At 69.4% G+C, this 17,206-nt stretch carries 12 protein-coding genes; 3 read left to right on the top strand and 9 right to left on the bottom strand.

The genetic code is table 11. The features are described from left to right. Positions 1-45: 45 nt before the first annotated feature. On the bottom strand, positions 46-1,911 hold the full coding sequence (locus tag AC069H_RS12425) for an ABC transporter ATP-binding protein (RefSeq protein WP_478227567.1): 1,866 nt from the start codon (positions 1,909-1,911) through the stop codon (positions 46-48). A gap of 146 nt (positions 1,912-2,057) precedes the next feature. Here AC069H_RS12425 and AC069H_RS12420 point away from each other — a divergent pair, with 146 nt between their 5' ends. Continuing rightward, positions 2,058-3,359, top strand: a complete 1,302-nt coding sequence (locus AC069H_RS12420; protein WP_478232308.1) for a glycosyltransferase family 87 protein — start codon at positions 2,058-2,060, stop codon at positions 3,357-3,359. Here AC069H_RS12420 and AC069H_RS12415 read toward each other — a convergent pair whose 3' ends face one another. The 5 genes from AC069H_RS12415 to AC069H_RS12395 all read right to left on the bottom strand — a co-directional run bounded on the left by AC069H_RS12415 (position 3,360) and on the right by AC069H_RS12395 (position 11,016). Then, the gene (locus AC069H_RS12415; RefSeq protein ID WP_003071237.1) at positions 3,360-3,569 is read right to left on the bottom strand and encodes a helix-turn-helix domain-containing protein; all 210 of its coding nucleotides are present in this window, start codon (positions 3,567-3,569) and stop codon (positions 3,360-3,362) included. Between the two features lie 178 nt (positions 3,570-3,747). Continuing rightward, entirely contained in the window at positions 3,748-5,376 is a 1,629-nt protein-coding gene (locus AC069H_RS12410) for an ABC-F family ATP-binding cassette domain-containing protein (RefSeq protein WP_126731835.1), read from the bottom strand. A 142-nt stretch (positions 5,377-5,518) separates the two neighbouring features. Continuing rightward, positions 5,519-6,187: an acVLRF1 family peptidyl-tRNA hydrolase gene (locus AC069H_RS12405; RefSeq protein ID WP_478232307.1), complete on the bottom strand. Its 669-nt coding sequence runs from the start codon at positions 6,185-6,187 to the stop codon at positions 5,519-5,521. 182 nt (positions 6,188-6,369) lie between these two features. Further along, the gene (locus AC069H_RS12400) at positions 6,370-9,240 is read right to left on the bottom strand and encodes a S8 family serine peptidase (protein WP_478232563.1); all 2,871 of its coding nucleotides are present in this window, start codon (positions 9,238-9,240) and stop codon (positions 6,370-6,372) included. A 213-nt stretch (positions 9,241-9,453) separates the two neighbouring features. After that, positions 9,454-11,016 carry a deoxyguanosinetriphosphate triphosphohydrolase family protein gene (locus AC069H_RS12395; RefSeq protein ID WP_478232306.1) on the bottom strand — a complete coding sequence of 521 codons (1,563 nt, stop codon included), beginning with the start codon at positions 11,014-11,016 and terminating at the stop codon, positions 9,454-9,456. Positions 11,017-11,059: 43 nt separating this feature from the next. Between AC069H_RS12395 and AC069H_RS12390 the strand changes: the two genes are divergently transcribed. Beyond that, complete coding sequence (locus AC069H_RS12390; RefSeq protein WP_478232305.1) at positions 11,060-12,187, top strand: lycopene cyclase family protein; 1,128 nt, start codon at positions 11,060-11,062, stop codon at positions 12,185-12,187. 72 nt (positions 12,188-12,259) lie between these two features. Then, positions 12,260-13,942, top strand: coding sequence for an EAL domain-containing protein (locus AC069H_RS12385; protein WP_478227562.1), 1,683 nt, complete (start codon positions 12,260-12,262; stop codon positions 13,940-13,942). A gap of 74 nt (positions 13,943-14,016) precedes the next feature. On the opposite strand, the gene AC069H_RS12380 is transcribed toward AC069H_RS12385, so the two are convergent. Genes AC069H_RS12380 through AC069H_RS12370 form a run of 3 tightly spaced genes read right to left on the bottom strand, consistent with a single transcriptional unit; the run spans position 14,017 to position 17,136 of the window. Beyond that, complete coding sequence (locus AC069H_RS12380) at positions 14,017-15,177, bottom strand: sulfotransferase family protein (RefSeq protein ID WP_478232304.1); 1,161 nt, start codon at positions 15,175-15,177, stop codon at positions 14,017-14,019. Between the two features lie 10 nt (positions 15,178-15,187). Then, a complete protein-coding gene (locus AC069H_RS12375; RefSeq protein ID WP_478227560.1) occupies positions 15,188-15,970 on the bottom strand; it encodes an SDR family oxidoreductase in 783 nt (260 codons plus the stop codon). Beyond that, positions 15,967-17,136 (bottom strand): hypothetical protein, encoded by a 1,170-nt coding sequence (locus tag AC069H_RS12370; RefSeq protein ID WP_478227559.1) that lies wholly within the window; start codon positions 17,134-17,136, stop codon positions 15,967-15,969. The genes AC069H_RS12375 and AC069H_RS12370 overlap by 4 nt, the downstream gene beginning before the upstream one ends. Positions 17,137-17,206: the final 70 nt, after the last annotated feature.

The raw sequence follows: 17,206 nt of genomic DNA, 5'->3' as shown, positions 1-17,206 counted from the left end.
GATTCGGGTTCTAACCCGAATCGCCACTCACGACCCACCCGAGGGTCACGCGGCCGCGGACTCCTCCGAGAACTGCGTCAGGTACAGCGCCGCGTAGCGCCCTTCCCGCGCGAGAAGGTCGTCGTGCGTTCCCCGCTCGACGATCTCCCCGTGCTCGATCACCAGGATCTGGTCGGCCGCCCGGACCGTCGACAACCGGTGCGCGATGACCAGCGCGGTCCGCCCGTCGAGCGCGTCGGTCAGCGCCTCGCCCACGGCCGCCTCGGACTGCGAGTCCAGATGCGCGGTCGCCTCGTCGAGGACGACGACCTTCGGCTGCGCGAGCAGCAGCCGGGCGATGGTCAGCCGCTGCCGCTCCCCGCCGGAGAGCCGGTAACCCCGCTCCCCCACCACGGTCTCCAGCCCGTCCGGCAGTTCCCGGATCAGCTCGGCCAGCCGCGCCTTCTCCAGCGCCGCCCAGATCTCGGCGTCGGCGACCCCGGGCCGCGCGTACTCGAGGTTCGCGCGGATCGTGTCGTGGAAGAGGTGCCCGTCCTGGGTCACCACGCCGACGGTCTCCCGCAGCGAGGCGAAACCCAGATCTCGAACGTCCACATCAGACAGTTTGACCGATCCGGCGTCGACGTCGTAGAGACGCGGCAGCAGTGAGGCGATCGTCGACTTGCCCGCGCCCGACGAACCGACCAACGCCACCATCTGCCCGGGTTCGGCGCGGAAGCTGATGCCGTGCAGTACCTCCTCACCACCCCGGTGATCCAAAGTGGACACATCCTCCAGCGACGCCAGCGAGTACCGGTCCGCCGCGGGGTAGCCGAACCGGACGTCCGCGAACTCCACCGAGACCGGGCCTTCGGGAACGCGGCGCGGTTCCGGCTTCTCTTCGATCATCGGCTTGAGGTCGAGCACCTCGAAGACGCGCTCGAACGAAACCAGCGCGGTCATCACGTCCACCCGGACGTTCGCCAGCGCGGTCAGCGGCGAGTACAGCCTGGTCAGCAGCAACGCCAGCGCCACGACGGTGCCCGGCGCGAGCGCCCCGGTCAGCGCGAGGTAGCCACCCAAACCGTAGACCAGCGCCTGCGCGAGCGCGGAAACCGTGGTCAGGCTGGTGAGGAACCAGCGTGTCAGCATCGCCGTGCGCACGCCGATGTCGCGCACCCGCCCGGCCCGCGCGCCGAACTCGCCCGCCTCGCGCTCCGGGTCGCCGAACAGCTTCACCAGCGTCGCGCCCGGCGCGGAGAACCGTTCGGTCATCTGCGTGGTCATCGACGCGTTGAGCTGACCGGCTTCCCGCTGCAGGGCGGCCATCCGCCGCCCGAGCCGCCGCGTCGGCAGGACGAACACCGGCAGCAGCACCAGCGCCAGCAGGGTGACCTGCCAGGACAGCGTCACCATGACCACGAGCGACAGCGCGAGCTGGATCACGTTGGTGACCAAACCGGACAGTGTCGCGGTGAACGTGCGCTGCGCGCCGATGACGTCATTGTTGAGCCTGCTCACCAGTGCGCCGGTGCGGGTGCGGGTGAAGAACGCGACCGGCATCCGCTGCACGTGGCGGTACACCGCGAGCCGCAGGTCGAGGATGATCCCCTCCCCGATCCTCGACGACTGCGCCCGCTCGGCCAGCCCGAGTCCGGCGTCGATCAGCGCCAGCGCCGCGATCACCACGGCGAGCCACACCACCAGCGCGACGTCGTGCCCGCCGACGATCGCGTCGACCACCTTCCCGGCCAGCACCGGCGTGCTCACCGCCAGTACCGCCGAGACGACGGTGAGCACCAGGAATATCAGCAACCTTCGCCAATGCGGCCTGGCGAACCGTGCGACGCGGCGGAGCGTGCCCTTGTGCAGCCCCTTCGGAACGTCGGCGGACTTCATCGCCGAGTTCATCAGCGTCCACGTGTTGTCCATGAGAACCCTCTCTTCGCCCCCAAAACCTCGATATTAGTCGAGAGTTTTCCCGGATATAAGCATGACCAACACCGGAGCACACCGGATGCTTCCCGGTTTCCGCGTCCTCTTTCCGGCGAAGGTGGCCGCGTCGGTAGCCTGAGCCGGTGACCAAGGACCCAGACCGGCGACGACTGACCATCGACCTGGTCTTCTACACGGGCTGCCTGATCTTCGCCGTCGCGAACACGGCCGTCGCGGAGTTCTACGGCTATCGCGTGTGGGCGAACTTCGCTGTAGCGGGTTACGGCCTCGCCGTTGTCCACTCCGGCTGGCTGCTGGCCGCCGCCCGGCGCGGCAAGCAGCTGCCCGGCGCGCTCGGTTCGCGGTGGATCGGCATCGGGGCGATCGGCCTGTTCGCCATGATCCTTCCCTTGGGAATGCTCGTCATTCGCCGTCTGACCGGAGTGGACTGGCTCGTCACACCGAACTCCTGGGCCGCGCAGCCCGAGGTCTGGGTGATCGAACGGTCGGCGAAACTCCTTCTGGAGAACGGCACCCCGTACGTCGACGTCACCACGCTCGGTCGCGCAGTGGAAGTAAACGATTACACGCCATACGGTCCGGTGATGACCGTCTTCGGTCTGCCGCGTGCCCTGTTCGGCGGTGGACCGGTCGCGAACGCCCTCACCGACGCGCGCTGGATGTTCGCGCTGGCGGCCGTCGCGTGTGTGCTGCTGACGCTGCGGCTGCTGAAGTGGCCGAAAATCCCGGTCAGCGCCGCGCAACTCGCGCTCGCCTGCCCGCTGACAGCACTGACCTGGGCGGTCGCCGGCCCGGATCTGGCCATCGTCGGCCTGCTGGTGCTGTCCTTCGCGCTGGCCTCGACCGGCCGCGCGGTCCTGTCGGGCCTGGTGCTGGCATTGGTGGTCAGCGCGAAACTCATCGTCGCGCCCGCGATCGTGGTGCTGGGTGTCTTGTTGATCACGCGGCGTGGCCCTCGCGCACTGGGCGGATTCGCCGCGGCACTCGTGGTGACGACCCTCGTCCTGCACGTCCCCGTCTATCTGGCCGACCCCAAGGCGTTCGTCGAGCACGTCTTCCGCTTCCCGCTGGGAATCGGCGTGATCAAGTCACCGGCGGCGAGCCCGTTGCCCGGCCACCTCATCGCCTCACTCGGCCCGGTGGGCACGGCGGTTTCCTTCGCGCTGCTCGGGATCGCTGCCGTCGCGATCCTGGTCTGGCTGCTGCGCCGCCCGCCCGCGACCGGCTCGGACGCGTTGCTGCGCATGGCCGTCGGGCTCGTCGCGCTGATCATGCTCACTCCGGCGACGAGGTACGGCTACCTGGTGTATCCGCTGGTCCTGCTCGGTGCCAGGTTGGCCTTCCTGGCCGCGGAAACCCGTGAAACAGCGGTCCCTGGAAAGGGAACTGCGCCCCCCGCGCAGCAGTCCGCTACTTCCTCGTGACTACTTCTTCTTGACCCTGGTGGCACCGCCACGGCCGCGCAACTGGACGCCGGACTCCGAGAGGACCCGGTGCACGAACCCGTACGAGCGACCCGTGGACTCCGCGAGAGCGCGGATGCTCGAGCCCTTCTCGTATTTCTTCTTCAGGTCAGCGGCCAGCTTGTCACGCGTGTTGCCGGTGATCCGCGCGCCTTTCTTGAGATCAGCCACGTCGATCGCCTTCCAGCCGAGAGTGTTCTGGGCCACATAACGGCCCCTGTCGCCGCAATGATCGAACACTGAGCGCCGGAATGCCAGACGACGAGCGCAAAACTGCTGAAACCGCGATCACATTGGGCCATTTCAGTGGCCGGATGGCATCGATCAAGCACCCGAACGGACGCAGGCCTCACGCAAGCTGGACAAGTTCCAGATAATCCGCCGACCAATGGTCCTCGGTTCCGTCCGGCAGGAGGATCACGCGTTCCGGCTCCAGCGCCTCGACCGCGCCCGGGTCGTGTGTCACCAGGACGACGGCTCCGGCGAAGCTGCGCAAGGCGTCCAGGACCTGGGCACGGCTGGCCGGATCCAGGTTGTTCGTCGGCTCGTCGAGCAGCAAAACGTTGGCAGCGCTGGATACCAGTCCGGCGAGCGCGAGCCGCGTCTTCTCGCCGCCCGAGAGCGTGCCGGCGGGCTGATCGAGCTGCTCGCCGGTGAACAGGAACGAACCGAGAAGGTTCCGCAACTCCTGCGCTCCGGTGTCCGGCGCGAGGTGACGGATATTTTCCCACACGGACGCGTCGTGGTCGAGAGTTTCGTGTTCCTGTGCGTAATAGCCCAGACGCAATCCGTGACCTGGAATGGTCTCGCCGGTATCCGGAGTTTCCATTCCGCCGAGCAGCCGGAGCAATGTCGTCTTTCCGGCACCGTTCAATCCGAGCACGACGACCTTCGACCCGCGGTCGATGGCGAGGTCGACTCCGGTGAAGATCTCGAGCGAACCGTAGGACTTCGAGAGTCCCTCCGCGGTGAGCGGCGTCCGGCCACAGGGGGCGGGCTCGGGGAACTTGATCCGGGCGACCTTGTCGGCCTGCCGGGTCTCGTCGAGCGCGGAGAGCATCTGCTCGGCACGGCGGGCCATGTTCTTGGCCGCCACGGCCTTCGTAGCCTTGGCCCCCAGTTTGGCGGCCTGCTGCTGCAGCGCGGACGCCTTCTTCTCGGCGTTCGCGCGCTCGCGGCGGCGGCGCTTCTCGTCGGTGGCCCGCGCGTCGAGGTACCGCTGCCAGCCCATGTTGTAGAGGTCGAGCTCACCGCGGGTCGCGTCGAGGAACCACACCTTGTTGACGACGTCCGCGAGCAGTTCGACGTCGTGGCTGATGACCACGAGACCGCCGTCGTGCTGCTTCAGGAAGCCGCGGAGCCAGTTGATGGAGTCTGCGTCGAGGTGGTTGGTGGGCTCGTCGAGCAGCAGGATCGTCTCGGATTTGCCGCCCGCGCCCGCCTCGGCGGCGGCGAACAGGATCCGGGCCAGCTCCACACGGCGGCGCTGACCACCCGAGAGCGTCTGCAGTGTCTGTTCGAGCACCCTGTCGGCCAGGCCGAGGTTGGAACAGATCCGTGCGGCCTCGCTCTCGGCGGCGTATCCGCCGAGGGACGCGAAGCGCTCCTCGAGACGGCTGTAGCGGTTGACCGCCTTGTCGCGTTCCTTCTCGTCCGCCAGCTCCGACATCGCGGTCTGCGCTTTTTCCATGTTGCGCAGCAAGGTGTCGAGGCCGCGCGCGGAGAGCACGCGGTCTTTCGCGGTGACGGACAGGTCGCCCTCGCGCGGGTCCTGCGGAAGATAGCCGAGCTCGCCGCTGCGGCGGACCTCGCCCGCGTACGGCTCACCCTCCCCCGCCAGCACCTTGAGCGAGGTGGTCTTGCCGGCGCCGTTGCGGCCGACCAGGCCGATGCGGTCGCCCTGCTGGATGCGGACGTTGGTGTCGTCGAGCAGAATGCGCGAACCTGCGCGCAGCTGCAGGCCAGTGGCCGTGATCACGGGAACTCCCGGTACAAGGGGTGGATGAGCGGACAGCTTCGACTCGTCTGCCGTCGGGCAGACGAGGAGCTACTCCAAGAGGATGTCCACACGATCAGTGTACGGGCCGGTGTCGAACGGTTTTATCCGACCGTGCCCGACGTCACGGCCCGGACAGGGTGATTTCGACCGCGACAGCCCGCTCCGCCGCGTCTTCGAGCACCGTGCGGCGCGGTTCGGCGATGTCGAGGGCGCGGGCCTCGGCACGCTGGAACAACGGCGCCAGACGCTTGTCCTCGCGCAGGGATTCCAGGGCGCGGCGATCCCCGCCGAGTACGACGGCGTCCACTTCGGACAGTTGCGGGACGAGCACCTCGAAAGCGTCGTCCGCGGCGGAACGGAGCGCTGAGCGCGCCTGCCCTTCCCGCCGCCGCGCGAACCGCTGCTGAGACCAGCCGCCCGCCGCGGACCGGCCCTGGACGAGATGGCGGTCAGTCCTGGACTGCACGACCACTCCCCCGCGCGCGATCCCGACGCTGTGCCCGCCACGGCGCACCAGCAAGAGCGCGATCCTCCGTGAGGTCAGCGCGTGTTCGATGAGCGGGCCGACGGCGAGACCTGGCACGGTTCCTTCGGCGTTCAGCGGTCCGAAAGGGACGGTCGCGACGGCGACTACGCCGTTGTCCGCGACGACCGTGACGGTGTCCGGCTTCAGTTCTGTCGAGCGGACGCCTTCGTTGCGGACGGCGAAGCGGGCGTACCACCCTTCGAGGCGATCCGGCGCGACCTCGACCGCCCGTCCCCCGCCCGCTACCTGCCGCTCCCTCGCCATGGGTCCAACGTACGGGGCCCGGCCGGATCGGCAACACCGCACTCGCGTGCTTAAGCACGGAACTCGCGTGCTTGAAGGCGGAACTCACGAGTGCGGCCTCCAAGCACGCGAGTTCCGCCTTCAAGCACGCGAGTGCGGTCTCTGATCACGTGAGTCACGCCTTCACGCGCACAGCGAAACAACTAGACCGGCTTCACCGGCCCGCGCCCCACCGACTTCCCGACACCCGCGGGGCGCTCCGCCACACCGGGCTGAACGAAACCGTTGATGTGCAAGGAGATCGCGCGGATCGACCCGGTGTCGCCACCGGCGACGTCCACCGCGGTGAACTTCCAGGTGCCGTCGGCGGCACCGGCGGCCAGGCCGCCGAGCGCCTGCGCCGGCTTGTAGGTGCCGGTGAACGGCGCGTTCGCCGCGCTCACCGAGCTGAACGCGATGGCCGCGTTGTCGGCGAAGACGACCTGGCACAGGTTGTTGCCCGAGCCGCCGCTGCGCTGGAACACAGTCGCCTTCGCACCCGAGGGCGACGTCAGCGTGCCGACCAGGTCGCCGACGTACGAGTGGTTGATGCCCACGGTCGTCGAGGTCTGGTCGGTGTTGCAGGTCGCGCCGTCCACCGAGAACGTCAGTTTCGACGCGCGCCCGACCCCGCTCACCGTGATCGGCACGGTCACGCCGGTCGGGTCGCTGTCCGGGATCGCCACCGCGTCACCGGCGTAGGCGAAGTTCTGCGTCACCGGCGACGGGGTGCCGACCGGCAGCGAGAACGTGGACGTGGTCGGCGAGTACGAACCCGCGAAGGTCACGCGCGCGTTCAGCACCACCGGCACACCGAGTTCCTGCGTGGCGGGAACGGTGATGGTGAAGTCGTTCACGCCGGTCTGCCCGGGGCTGATCGTGCCGTACGACTTCGACCGCGGCGCCACCGTGACACCGGGGGTCGGGCTGGACAGCACGACGCTGGTGGACGTCGCGGTGCCGTCGCCGCGGTTGGTCACCGGCAGGGTCACCTTGGCGGTGTCGCCCGGGTCGAGCGCGGAGCCGCCGTCGGCAGGGGTGACCGTCGGCTGGCCCGCGGACGCGAGCGGCTGCGGGCTGGCGCCGGTGTAGGCGAGCACCTTGTCGGCGAGGATGACGCCCGCGCCGCTGGAGTTGTCGCGGCCGGGGGCGAGGATGTCGACGGCGGTGTTGATCAGCGCCTCGCGTACGTCGGCCGGGGGCAGCCCCGGGTTGCCCGAGAGCACCAGGCCCGCGATCGCGGCGGCGTGCGGCGCGGCGGCCGACGTGCCGTAGAACGTGGTGAAGCCGGTGACGCTGGTGGAGACGCCGTCGGCCGCGGTGATGTCCGGCTTGGCGCGGACCTCACCACCGGTCCCGGACACGTCGCCCGGGGTGATCGGCGTGCCGTCGGCCTGGTAGAACATCCGCCGCGGACCGTCCGAAGTGAACCGTTCGACCTTCGTGGTCACGCCGAACGCGCCGGGGAACGGACCGGCGGGGTTGGCCGGGTCGCCCGGTTCGAGGGGTCGGGGGAACGCCTTCGCGGCCGGTGCCGCCGCGACACTGAACGCGTCCCGCGCGGCCGAGTGACCGACGGTCACGCCGGGCTTGGTGTAGGCCTTGAGACCGTCGGCCGAATCGGTGAACCGGCCGCGCAACGCGGACAGCGAAAGGTAGCGGCCCTCACCGGAGAACTTGACGATGGCCAGCCGCAGTCCGGCGACGCCCGTGGTGTCCACCCGCTCGTACGGGTCCTGGGTGCCGGTCTGGACGTCCTGGCTGAAGTCGACGACGTTGCCCGCCTGGTTCAGCAGGTACAGGTCGTAGTCGTTGTTCGAGCGGCCAAGCGGGTCGGACCAGAACAACGTGACCGGCACCCGGCCCGACGCGCTCGAGAGCGGCTGGAAGATCTGGTTGCCCGCGGCACCGGCGAAGTTGTGCGCGGTACCGGCGTATTTGCCGACGCCCTTGCCTGAGTCGACGAAGTCGCCTTCCCAGTGACCCGAGGTGCCGTCGGTGACGTTGCCCTCGTTACCGGCCGAGGAGAAGTACAGCGCGCCATCGGCGGTAACGTCGTTCACGGCCTGGGCGATGATCCAGTCCTGGAACGGCGATTCCTTGAAGTACAGGACGTCGTCGACGATGACGTCGCAGCCCGCGTCGAACCGCAGCTTGCGGATGTTGTCGGCGAAGCTGGCGTCGGAGTTGAACGCGCTGGCGAAACCGAGCGCCGCGTTCGGCGCGAGATCGTGGATGATCTCGAGCATCGCGGTGCCCTCGTCGCCATCGCCTTCCTGACCGGGGATCACGTCGACGCCCGCCGGGAGTTCGCCGCGCGCCTGCGAGGTCGCGAGCGAGTCGATCCCGTCGGACAGCGCGCAGATCTTGGTGCCCACCCCGGTGACGCCGAACTGCTGGCGCGCCGTGTCGGCGTTGTGCGCTCGATCGCCCTCGCTGTTGACCGGTCCGGCCGCGATACCGGCCTGTCCCTTGGCGTCGACGGCCTTCTTCAGCTCGTCCGCGATCCGGGCGGCCTTCTCTTCCTTGCTTTCCCGCTTGCCCGCGGTGGCGGGCTCGGCGAGCTGGCGGGCGGTGAACGCCTCGTTGGCGGTCTCGACCTTCTTGACGTCGGCGCGGGCCGCGATCGCCGGGACGGCGTTCAGCGGAACCTCGGCGCGCACACTGCCGTAGCGCTCGGACACCGCGCGAATCCCCGCACCGGATTCACGCAGTCCCTTGAGGAGTTCTTCCGAGACCTGGCCCCGGATGTCCACGAGTACGGTGCCGGCCGCGGAGACGTTCGCCCCAGACCCCAGTGCGGGAACCGCGGAGGCCGACATCCGCTGTGCGCGGAGTTTCTGTTCGACGAGCAGTCGGCTGTCCACTTTGGACTCGCCGGCGTTCTGGCTCTTCTTGATCGACTGCAGTGCCTCGATCTGCCGGACGGTGTTCGCCGAGAACGCGTCCGGGGACCCACCGCTTTCCGCCGCCGCGACGGGCGGGCTCACCAGGCCGAGCGCGGTGACGAGGGCAGCGGTGCCCGCGGTCAGGATCCTTCTTCTTCTCCTACTAGAACGGGTTGGACGCACGTGCGCCTCCGATTCCTAGGCGCGTGCCCCGACTCACGCTGACCGACGCCGGCGATCACCGGCTGGATCAAGCTAAGTACCGGGCGTGCACCGGCGGCAGTCGCCGTTCGGGTGACGTCGGATGGGTATTTTCCGGTTTCGGCCGCAGCTCGTAGGCCGTTCAGGGGAATCGCGTCGTTACAGGACGAACGAGTCCGACCAGGGCTGGGAAGCACGGCCCGACAAGCCGTCCAAAAGGGTCACCGCCTGCTTGTCCGTCAGCGACGCCACGAAATCGACGACCGCCCGCCCGCGCGCCAGACCGCGTACGGCGTCGGCACCGGTGACCGGCTCCCCGGTCGCTCCGATGAGCAGTTCCGGTGACGTCCGCGCCAGCGCGGAGAACTCGGACTGCGCCAATTCCACCAAGTCGTGCAGCCGTCGCGGGAGCCGGTAGAACTCGTCGCGATCGAGCAGCCACGCGTCGAGCGCGTCGACCAGCGTGGTCACCAGGCTCGCCTGTCCGCGTTGGTGCAGCGCGAGTTCCGGGCGCAGCAGCACGAACCGCCGGTGCACGAATTTCAGCACCTGCACCTCGTGCCACTGGGCGGGACGCAGCGTGAGATGGCCTGTCCGGGTCGAAGGCGAGGCCACCACCTGGACGCCGTCGACGAGCCGCGCGGTCCACTTCGCGGAGAAGGCGGCGGTGGCCTGCTCGGCCTCGATGGAACCGTCGAAGCCGGTGGCGAGCAGGCCGTCGACGAGTTCGGCGCGGACACGGGCGACGGCACTGGTGAAGGCGTCGTCGTCGACGATCCAGCCGTCCTTCGCGTGCATTCGGCGGCGCAGCCGTTCCAGCGAACGGCCGGGCAGCCGCCGTTCCGCGGTCAAGGTCGCGTTGTCCAGCCCGGCCAGCTCCAGCGCGTGGTCGACCCAGCCGGAGAACTCGGCGGCGACCGGCGCGTGCTGCAGCACACCGATCCGGTGGAAGTCCTGGAGATCGTGGATGGCGTAGGCGATGTCGTCGGCGGTGTCCATCACGGACGCTTCGACGGTCTGCTGCCAGGGTTCGATCCGGCCGTCGAACGGGGCCCGCGCCTGAGTGAAGTCGTCGAGTTCGGTGCTGTAGGCGGAGAACTTGCTCGCACCGGTGCCGGGGGCGTCGGCCGGCTCGGCAGCGCCGCGTGGCTGGACGGGCATCGACGTCGGGTGCGGATCGGGCACGTGCAACCGCGCCCACGGGTACTTCAGCACCGCGGCGCGCACCGCCGTGGTGAGGTCGAGCCCGGACGCGGACGGACCGCGTACGTCGGTGGTGGTGATGATCCGGAACGACTGCGCGTTGCCTTCGAAACCGTCGGCGAGGCCGAAGCGGTGGCGGGCGATCCGGTCCAGGGTCTGCTCGCCGAGGTGGCCGAACGGCGGATGTCCCAGATCGTGCGCGAGCGAGGCGGCCTCGGCGACGTCCGGATCACAGCCGCCCAGTTTCGCGGCGAGTTCGGCGGAATCGCTGCTCGCGTTGATCCGCTCGGCGATGGCGCGCGCGACCTGCGCGACCTTGAGGCTGTGCGTGAGCCGGTTGTGCAGCAACCCGGCGCCCCCGGCGCTGACGACCTGTGTCACGCCGCCGAGCCGGGCGAAGAACGGCGAAGCGGCGATCCGGTCCCGGTCGATCCGGAACGGGCTCGTGGCGAGATCGCTGAACCCGGCGTTCGCGCTCTCCGGATCGCGCCGCCACGCCCTCGGGTCCGTCTGTTCCATGCGTCACACCGTATCCGTCGCGGCGGCATGATGAGATGCCCAGGTGGCGGACGTGGTGATCGCGGGCGGGGGCCCGGCCGGACGGGCGCTCGCGCGTGCCTGCGCCCGGCGCGGCCTGGAGACGGTCCTCGTCGACCCGGCGCCGGGCCGACGCTGGCGGGCGACCTACGGGTTGTTCGCCGACGAACTGCCCGCGCTGCCCGCGAGCGCCGTCGCGTGCGCGCCTTCGACCACGCTCGCCTTCGGGACCAGGCCGCACGTCCTGGGTCGCCGCTACCTGGTGCTGGACAACGCCGGCCTGCGACGGTGGCTCGACGGTGCCTACGACGTCGTCGGGGGGACGGTGTCCGGCGTGGACCACGGCGGACAGGGTTCGTCGGTGCGCCTCGATGACGGGCGAACCCTCGCGACCGGGCTGTACGTCGACGCGTCCGGTGTCCGGCCGCGAGGCGACCGGTACGAACAGACGGCGTTCGGCGCCGTTCTCCCAGCCGAGGACGCGCTGCGGCTGGTCGACGACCCCGACACCGCCGTGTTCATGGACTGGCGGGAGACCGAGTCCGGATTCCTCTATGTACTGCCGCTCGGCGACGGCACCGTCCTGGTCGAGGAGACCTCGCTGGCCCGCAGACCCGGCCTGCCACTCGACGTCCTGGCGGCACGGCTGCGAGCCCGTCTGAGGGCCGTCGGGCTGACGTCGCGCGGGCGCGAGGAACGCGTGCGGATAGTGCTCGACGTGCCGGTGCCGCGACGCGGCCGGACCGTGCCGTTCGGGACCGCCGCCGCCCTGGTGCATCCGGCGACCGGGTACAGCGTCGCGACGTCGATCCGGCTCGCGGAACCGGTGGCCGACGCCGTGGTCCGGGCTTGGGATCGAGGTCCCGCCGCCGCGGCGTCGGCCGCGCACCGGGCGCTGTGGCCGTCCTCGGCACGCGCCGTGCACGGATTGCGGCGGCACGGGCTGCGGGCACTGTGCGGGATGCCGCCCGAACTGGTCCCGGTGTTCTTCGATCAGTTCTTCACGTTGCCCATCCCGCTCCAGCGGGCATTCACCAGCGGTCGCGAAGATGTTTCGGATACCGCCGAAGCGATGTCGGCACTTTTCCGGATGTCACCATGGCCAGTAAGAAAACACCTGATCGGGTGGCGTGCGTTACGCCGTTCTAGGTAACCCAGGTGCCTTCACGATGAACATCAGTTGACACGTATTTCGTTTCGTAACGTCACAAGCGAATATTCGCTTGTGACGTTGCAGATCGCTGTCCGCTTCGCTTACCAGCCGTTGTACAGCCTGCACACCGGTGGCGTCGTCGCGTTCGAAGCACTGGCAAGGCCAGGCCGCGGCACCGCCCGCGAACTGCTCGCCGACGCCCGGCGCAGCGGCAGGCTGGCCGAGGTCGACGTCGGCCTGGCCGCCGAAGCCGTCCGGCAGCTGCGCGAACCGCAGGCCACCCTCCCCCTGCACCTGAACCTGTCCGCGCGGACGGTCGCGGCACCGCCGTCGCAGTTCGACCCGCTGACCGACGCGCTCAGCCTGGCGGGCCGCCGGACCAGGGACGTCGTGCTGGAGATCGGGCCGCCGTTCACGCAGATCCCCGCCGACCTGCTGCTCACCGGCATGCGGCGGCTCACCGAAGTCGGGTTCCGGCTCGCGCTCGACGGCCTCGGCCGCGGCGACCTCCCGCTCACGCTGCTCGCTTCGGCGCCCGTCGACCTGGTGAAACTGGACCGCAGCGTGCTGCGCGGCCTGCCGCACGACCCGGCCGCCGTCGCGGTGGTCGAGTCGGTGCTGCACTTCGCGTCGCGCACCGACAACCGCCTGGTGGCGACCGGGCTCGAAACCACCGAACAGCTGGAGTCCGCGCGGCGGCTCGGCGTGCGGATCGCGCAGGGCAACCTGCTCGCCCCGCCGGACGGCGACCACGCGCCGCTGCCCGCGCCGGACGCGCCCGGACCGTTCATCCCCGGCACCGCCCGCGCCCGCCGCGTCGGCGACTTCCTCCGGCCCGCGACCACGCTGCCGGAAGACGCGACCTGTGACGACGTGCGCGAGGTACTGGCCGCAGCGGACGGGCCGAGCGGCATCGTCGGCATCGACGACCGGCACCGTCCACAGTGGTCGATCGACCGGACCCGGTTCCTGGTCGCGGTCACCGGGTTGTACGGCCACGCCCTGCACGCCAAACGGCCGGCGTCGCGGCTCGCCGACCGGCCGCACACGATCCACGCCGACGCGAGCGCGCTCGAATTCCTCGAACTGGTCACCGACGCGGACTGGGGCCGGACCGGCGACGACGTCGTGGTGGTCGACGACCGCGGCCGGTGTGTCGGCGTGGTGCTGGTGAACGAGGTCGTCCGCGGGGTCGCGGAGGCGAAGGTCGAGGAGGCGGTCTCGCTGAGCCCTCTGACCCGCCTGCCGGGTAGCGACGCCGTCGCCAGGGACGTCGACCGCCGGATCAACGCGCGGGAGCCGTTCGTCGCGGCCTGGCTGGACGTCGATTCGTTCAAGACGGTCAACGACACCGCCGGGTTCGCCGCGGGCGACGACCTGATCCGCACGCTCGGCCGGACTCTCACCGACCTGGAGGCCCGGCTGCGCCGGATGCGCGTCAGCCACGTCGGCGGGGACGACTTCCTGATCGCCTGCGACGTCGACGAGATCGGCACGGTCGCCGCCGCGCTGCTGGACACGGCGTGGTCGGCCGACGGGCTGCCGGTGACGGTTTCGCTGGCGACCCTGGTGTGCGGGCACGGCGCGATCCGGTCCTACAAGGACGCGTCCCGGCTCCTGGCGCCGCTGAAGAAGCGGGCCAAGGAGGTTCCGGGGTCGAGTTGGGTGCTCGGGCGGCCGGGTTCGGACCGGGTCGAGGTCCTGCGCGGGATCACGACGCGCGGCCTGCCTTCCCAGCGCGCCGCCGGCTTCTGACCTGCCGCATTTAGTCCTCTGAATGCGGTCCTTGCGCGTGCGACTACCGCATTCAGAGGACTAAATGCGGGGGATCAGAGGGCGTAGGCGGCGCGGTAGGCCGAGAAGCGTTCGTCGACCTCGCCCGCGGTGAGGCCGAAGTCCGCGAGGTCGTACCGGTGCAAGGGTTTCCTTTCCCCGGAACGGCTTTCGGCGTGCACCACGGTCATCGCGTCCCGGGCGGCGTCGCTCAGCGGCAGCCCGAAATGCCGGTAGACGTCCTCGACCGTACCGATCGGGTCGGCGACGAAATCCTCGTACCGGACATCGCAGAACTGTGCCGGGTTGTGCCGTTTCCTTGCCTCCAAAGACTTTTCCGCACCGCGCGCCCAGAGGTCCAGCTGGCTGCGGCCGATCACGTCGCCGCGGAAGACGTCGGACCAGCCCGCCGACGCCTGCTCGTTCAAGCTGCACACCGACGCGACGATCGTGCTCGGCGCGCGATGGGTCTGGACGATCAGCGCGTCCGGGTACACCTCCAACAGCGCGTCGAGCGCGAAGAGATGGCTCGGGTTCTTGAGCACCCAGCGTCGTCCGGCGTCCGGCAGGCCGATGAGCTGCAGGTTGCGCCGATGCCTGCGATAGGCGTCGGTCCAGCTCTGCCCGTCCAGCCAGCGCGAGTACGAGGGCACGTGCGCGAGGCATTCGTAGGACACCGATTTCAGCGACTGCCGCAGGAGCTGCCAGCATTCCTCGACCTGATCGGCGGACATATGGTGCAGGCCCATGAACTCGGGATGTTCGACGTGGTGTTTCTCGTAACCCGCCTGTATGCCTTGGAAGACCGGGTTCGCCACCCAGGTCTCGCGCGGCGGACGCGGTTGCGGCACTTCGGTCAGCCAGACTTCCAGCCCCTGGTGCGCCGGGTCCTCGGTGAGCAGTCGGTGCAGTGCCGTGGTCCCCGTGCGCGGCAGGCCGGTGACGAAGATCGGCCGGTCGACGGGAACGTCGGCGTACTCAGGATTCTGCTTCCACGATGCCTCGCTCAACGACCTCGCCACCAGGGCGCCGCGCAGGAACGCACGATGGATCTTGTTGCCGTACGGGGTCAGCCCCGCCTCGCCGGCGTACGAATCCAGCAGCACGCGGAGACCTTCGAGATGGTCCTCGCCGCCGAAGTCGTCCAACCCGGTGAGTTTCGCCGCCGACGCGTGCAGATCCTCCACGGTGCCGACGTTTTCCCGCCCTGGCAACATGTTCTCCCCTTCAGTGGTGGTATTCGCCGGCGTTGACGTCGAGGCACTGGCCGGTGACGCACCGGGCGAGCGACGAGGCCAGGAACACGACGGTGTCGGCGATCTCGTCCGGTTCCGGGAGGCGGCGCAGGTCGATCGTCTCCGCCGTCTCGGCGTACACCTGCTCCGGCGGCACCCCGCGTTCCTTGGCCAGATAAGCGAAGTACCACTTCAGCGAGTCCGCCCAGATGTAGCCCGGCGCCACGGAATTGACCCGGATCCCACGCGGCCCGAGTTCCGAGGCGAGACTCTGCGCGAGCGCGAGCAGGCTCGCTTTCGCCATCTTGTAGGCGCCGAACGTCCGCCGGGAATGCCGCAGCACGGCCGAATTGATCATCACCACCGAACCGCCGCTCTCGGCGAGCGAAGGCGTGAACAGGCGCGTGAGCCGAAGCGCGGCGAGTACGTTGGTCTCGAAGCCCGCTCGCACGTCGGCGAGGTCGACGTCGGCGAGATCCATGATCGGCGGGATGGCGAAGGCGTTGTTCACCAAGGCGTCCACCCGGCCGAACGCCTTCACCGCGGCCTCGGTGAGGTTCGCCGCCGAAGCGTCGTCGGTGATGTCGGTGGGCACGGTGATCGCGCGGCGGCCGAGCGCGTCGACCTCCTGGGCGACCTCCGCGAGCCGGGATTCGGTTCGGGCGGCGAGAACGACGTCGGCGCCCGCCGCGGCGCAGCGCACGGCGATCGACCGGCCGAGCCCAGGGCCGACCCCGGAGACCACGATCACCTTGTCCCGCAAGAGATCTGTCATCCCAGCATCCTCGCCGCGACGGCCTTCTGCCGGGCCGAGATCCGGTCCGCCCATTCCCGCGGGGTCACGCGCGCCTCGTCGTGGAACGGCAGCCGGTCGGCGAGTTCGCCGAACTTCACCACCTCGACCTCGGGGCCGTCGGTCTTGTCCAGCGCGCGGGACAGGCGCTGCCAGCGGATCTGGACGTAACCGCGGTCGTGCCCGGTGCGTTCGAGCCAGTTCGCCAGGCCGGGGTCGCGTTCGCTGATCACGAAGCGGATCTTGCCGTCGGGGTCGACCCGCGCCTGGTCGGTGGTGAGGCTCGTCTGATGGTTGATGTAGTCCAGCGAGAGATACCAGACGCTGCCGAGCTGGATGCCCTGATACGGCGCGTCCGAACGCGGCACCGTCACGATCATGACCTCCTCGTCGCCGAGTTCGTAGTGCCCGGCCGACGAGTACTGCGTGGTCAGGCCGCCCGGAGTGGGGCGCGGTTCGGTCATCGTGTTCACCGGCAGGTTCAGGTAGAACCACTTCGGGAAGGCGAGGAAGGTGCGCAGCCTGCTCAGCAGGATCTTGCCGGTGACGCCGTACCGCTTGGCCAGCCCGTCACGGGTGAGCGGCGCGGGCGCACCGCCCGCGGTGTCGGCGCACTGGATCTGGATCGTGCCGCGGCGTTCGGTGGCCCAGTCGCTGTAGACCTCGCGCACCACGAGCATCGACGAACCCGGGCCGAGGACGAAGTAGTTGGGTCCAGGGTCGGGTTTCGCCGGCCCGAAGCGGAGTTCGAACGAGCCGTCCTCGGCGATCTCGATCTCGCGATCGTCGAAGGCGGCGAGACTGTCGGGCACCTCGACGGGTGAGTAGTCGCCGTTGAGAACCTGGAAGCTGACGTCGGCCGTGCTCCCCCGCGTCCCGGTGACGACGTATTCGCGGTCCTCGCGGATGTTCGCGTTGAAGTACAGCGTGTCCGGGTTGTCCAGGCCCATCTTCGTGTACGGCCCGGTGGACTGGGTGAAGAACGGATAGTCCCGTTCGTAGGCCCACGCCATCTGCAGGGACGCGCGGATGCTGCCCGCGAGGTAGTCGTACCCCTCGACCAGATCCTGTTCGGTCCGGATGTGCGGCGCCTCCGCGATGATCTTCTCTGCTTCGACGATCGCGTCCGCGAACGGTTGAGTGAGCACCGGCGACTCCTCATACTGGTACAAATACGTACCGGCCTGGTACGTTCTTCGTACCATCAGGCTAGAACGC

The sequence above is a fragment of the Amycolatopsis sp. NPDC043887 genome, assembly GCF_056435665.1.
Note: the sequence above shows the minus strand (reverse complement) of the source record. Positions and strands in the feature narration are given on the sequence as shown.

Bases quoted from the DNA above. Each gene is read 5' to 3' on its own strand.
- AC069H_RS12425 (WP_478227567.1), bottom strand. From the start codon at position 1,911: ATGGACAACACGTGGACGCTGATGAACTCGGCGATGAAGTCCGCCGAC.
- AC069H_RS12405 (WP_478232307.1), bottom strand. From the start codon at position 6,187: ATGGCGAGGGAGCGGCAGGTAGCGGGCGGGGGACGGGCGGTCGAGGTC.
- AC069H_RS12395 (WP_478232306.1), bottom strand. From the start codon at position 11,016: ATGGAACAGACGGACCCGAGGGCGTGGCGGCGCGATCCGGAGAGCGCG.
- AC069H_RS12380 (WP_478232304.1), bottom strand. From the start codon at position 15,177: ATGTTGCCAGGGCGGGAAAACGTCGGCACCGTGGAGGATCTGCACGCG.
- AC069H_RS12375 (WP_478227560.1), bottom strand. From the start codon at position 15,970: ATGACAGATCTCTTGCGGGACAAGGTGATCGTGGTCTCCGGGGTCGGC.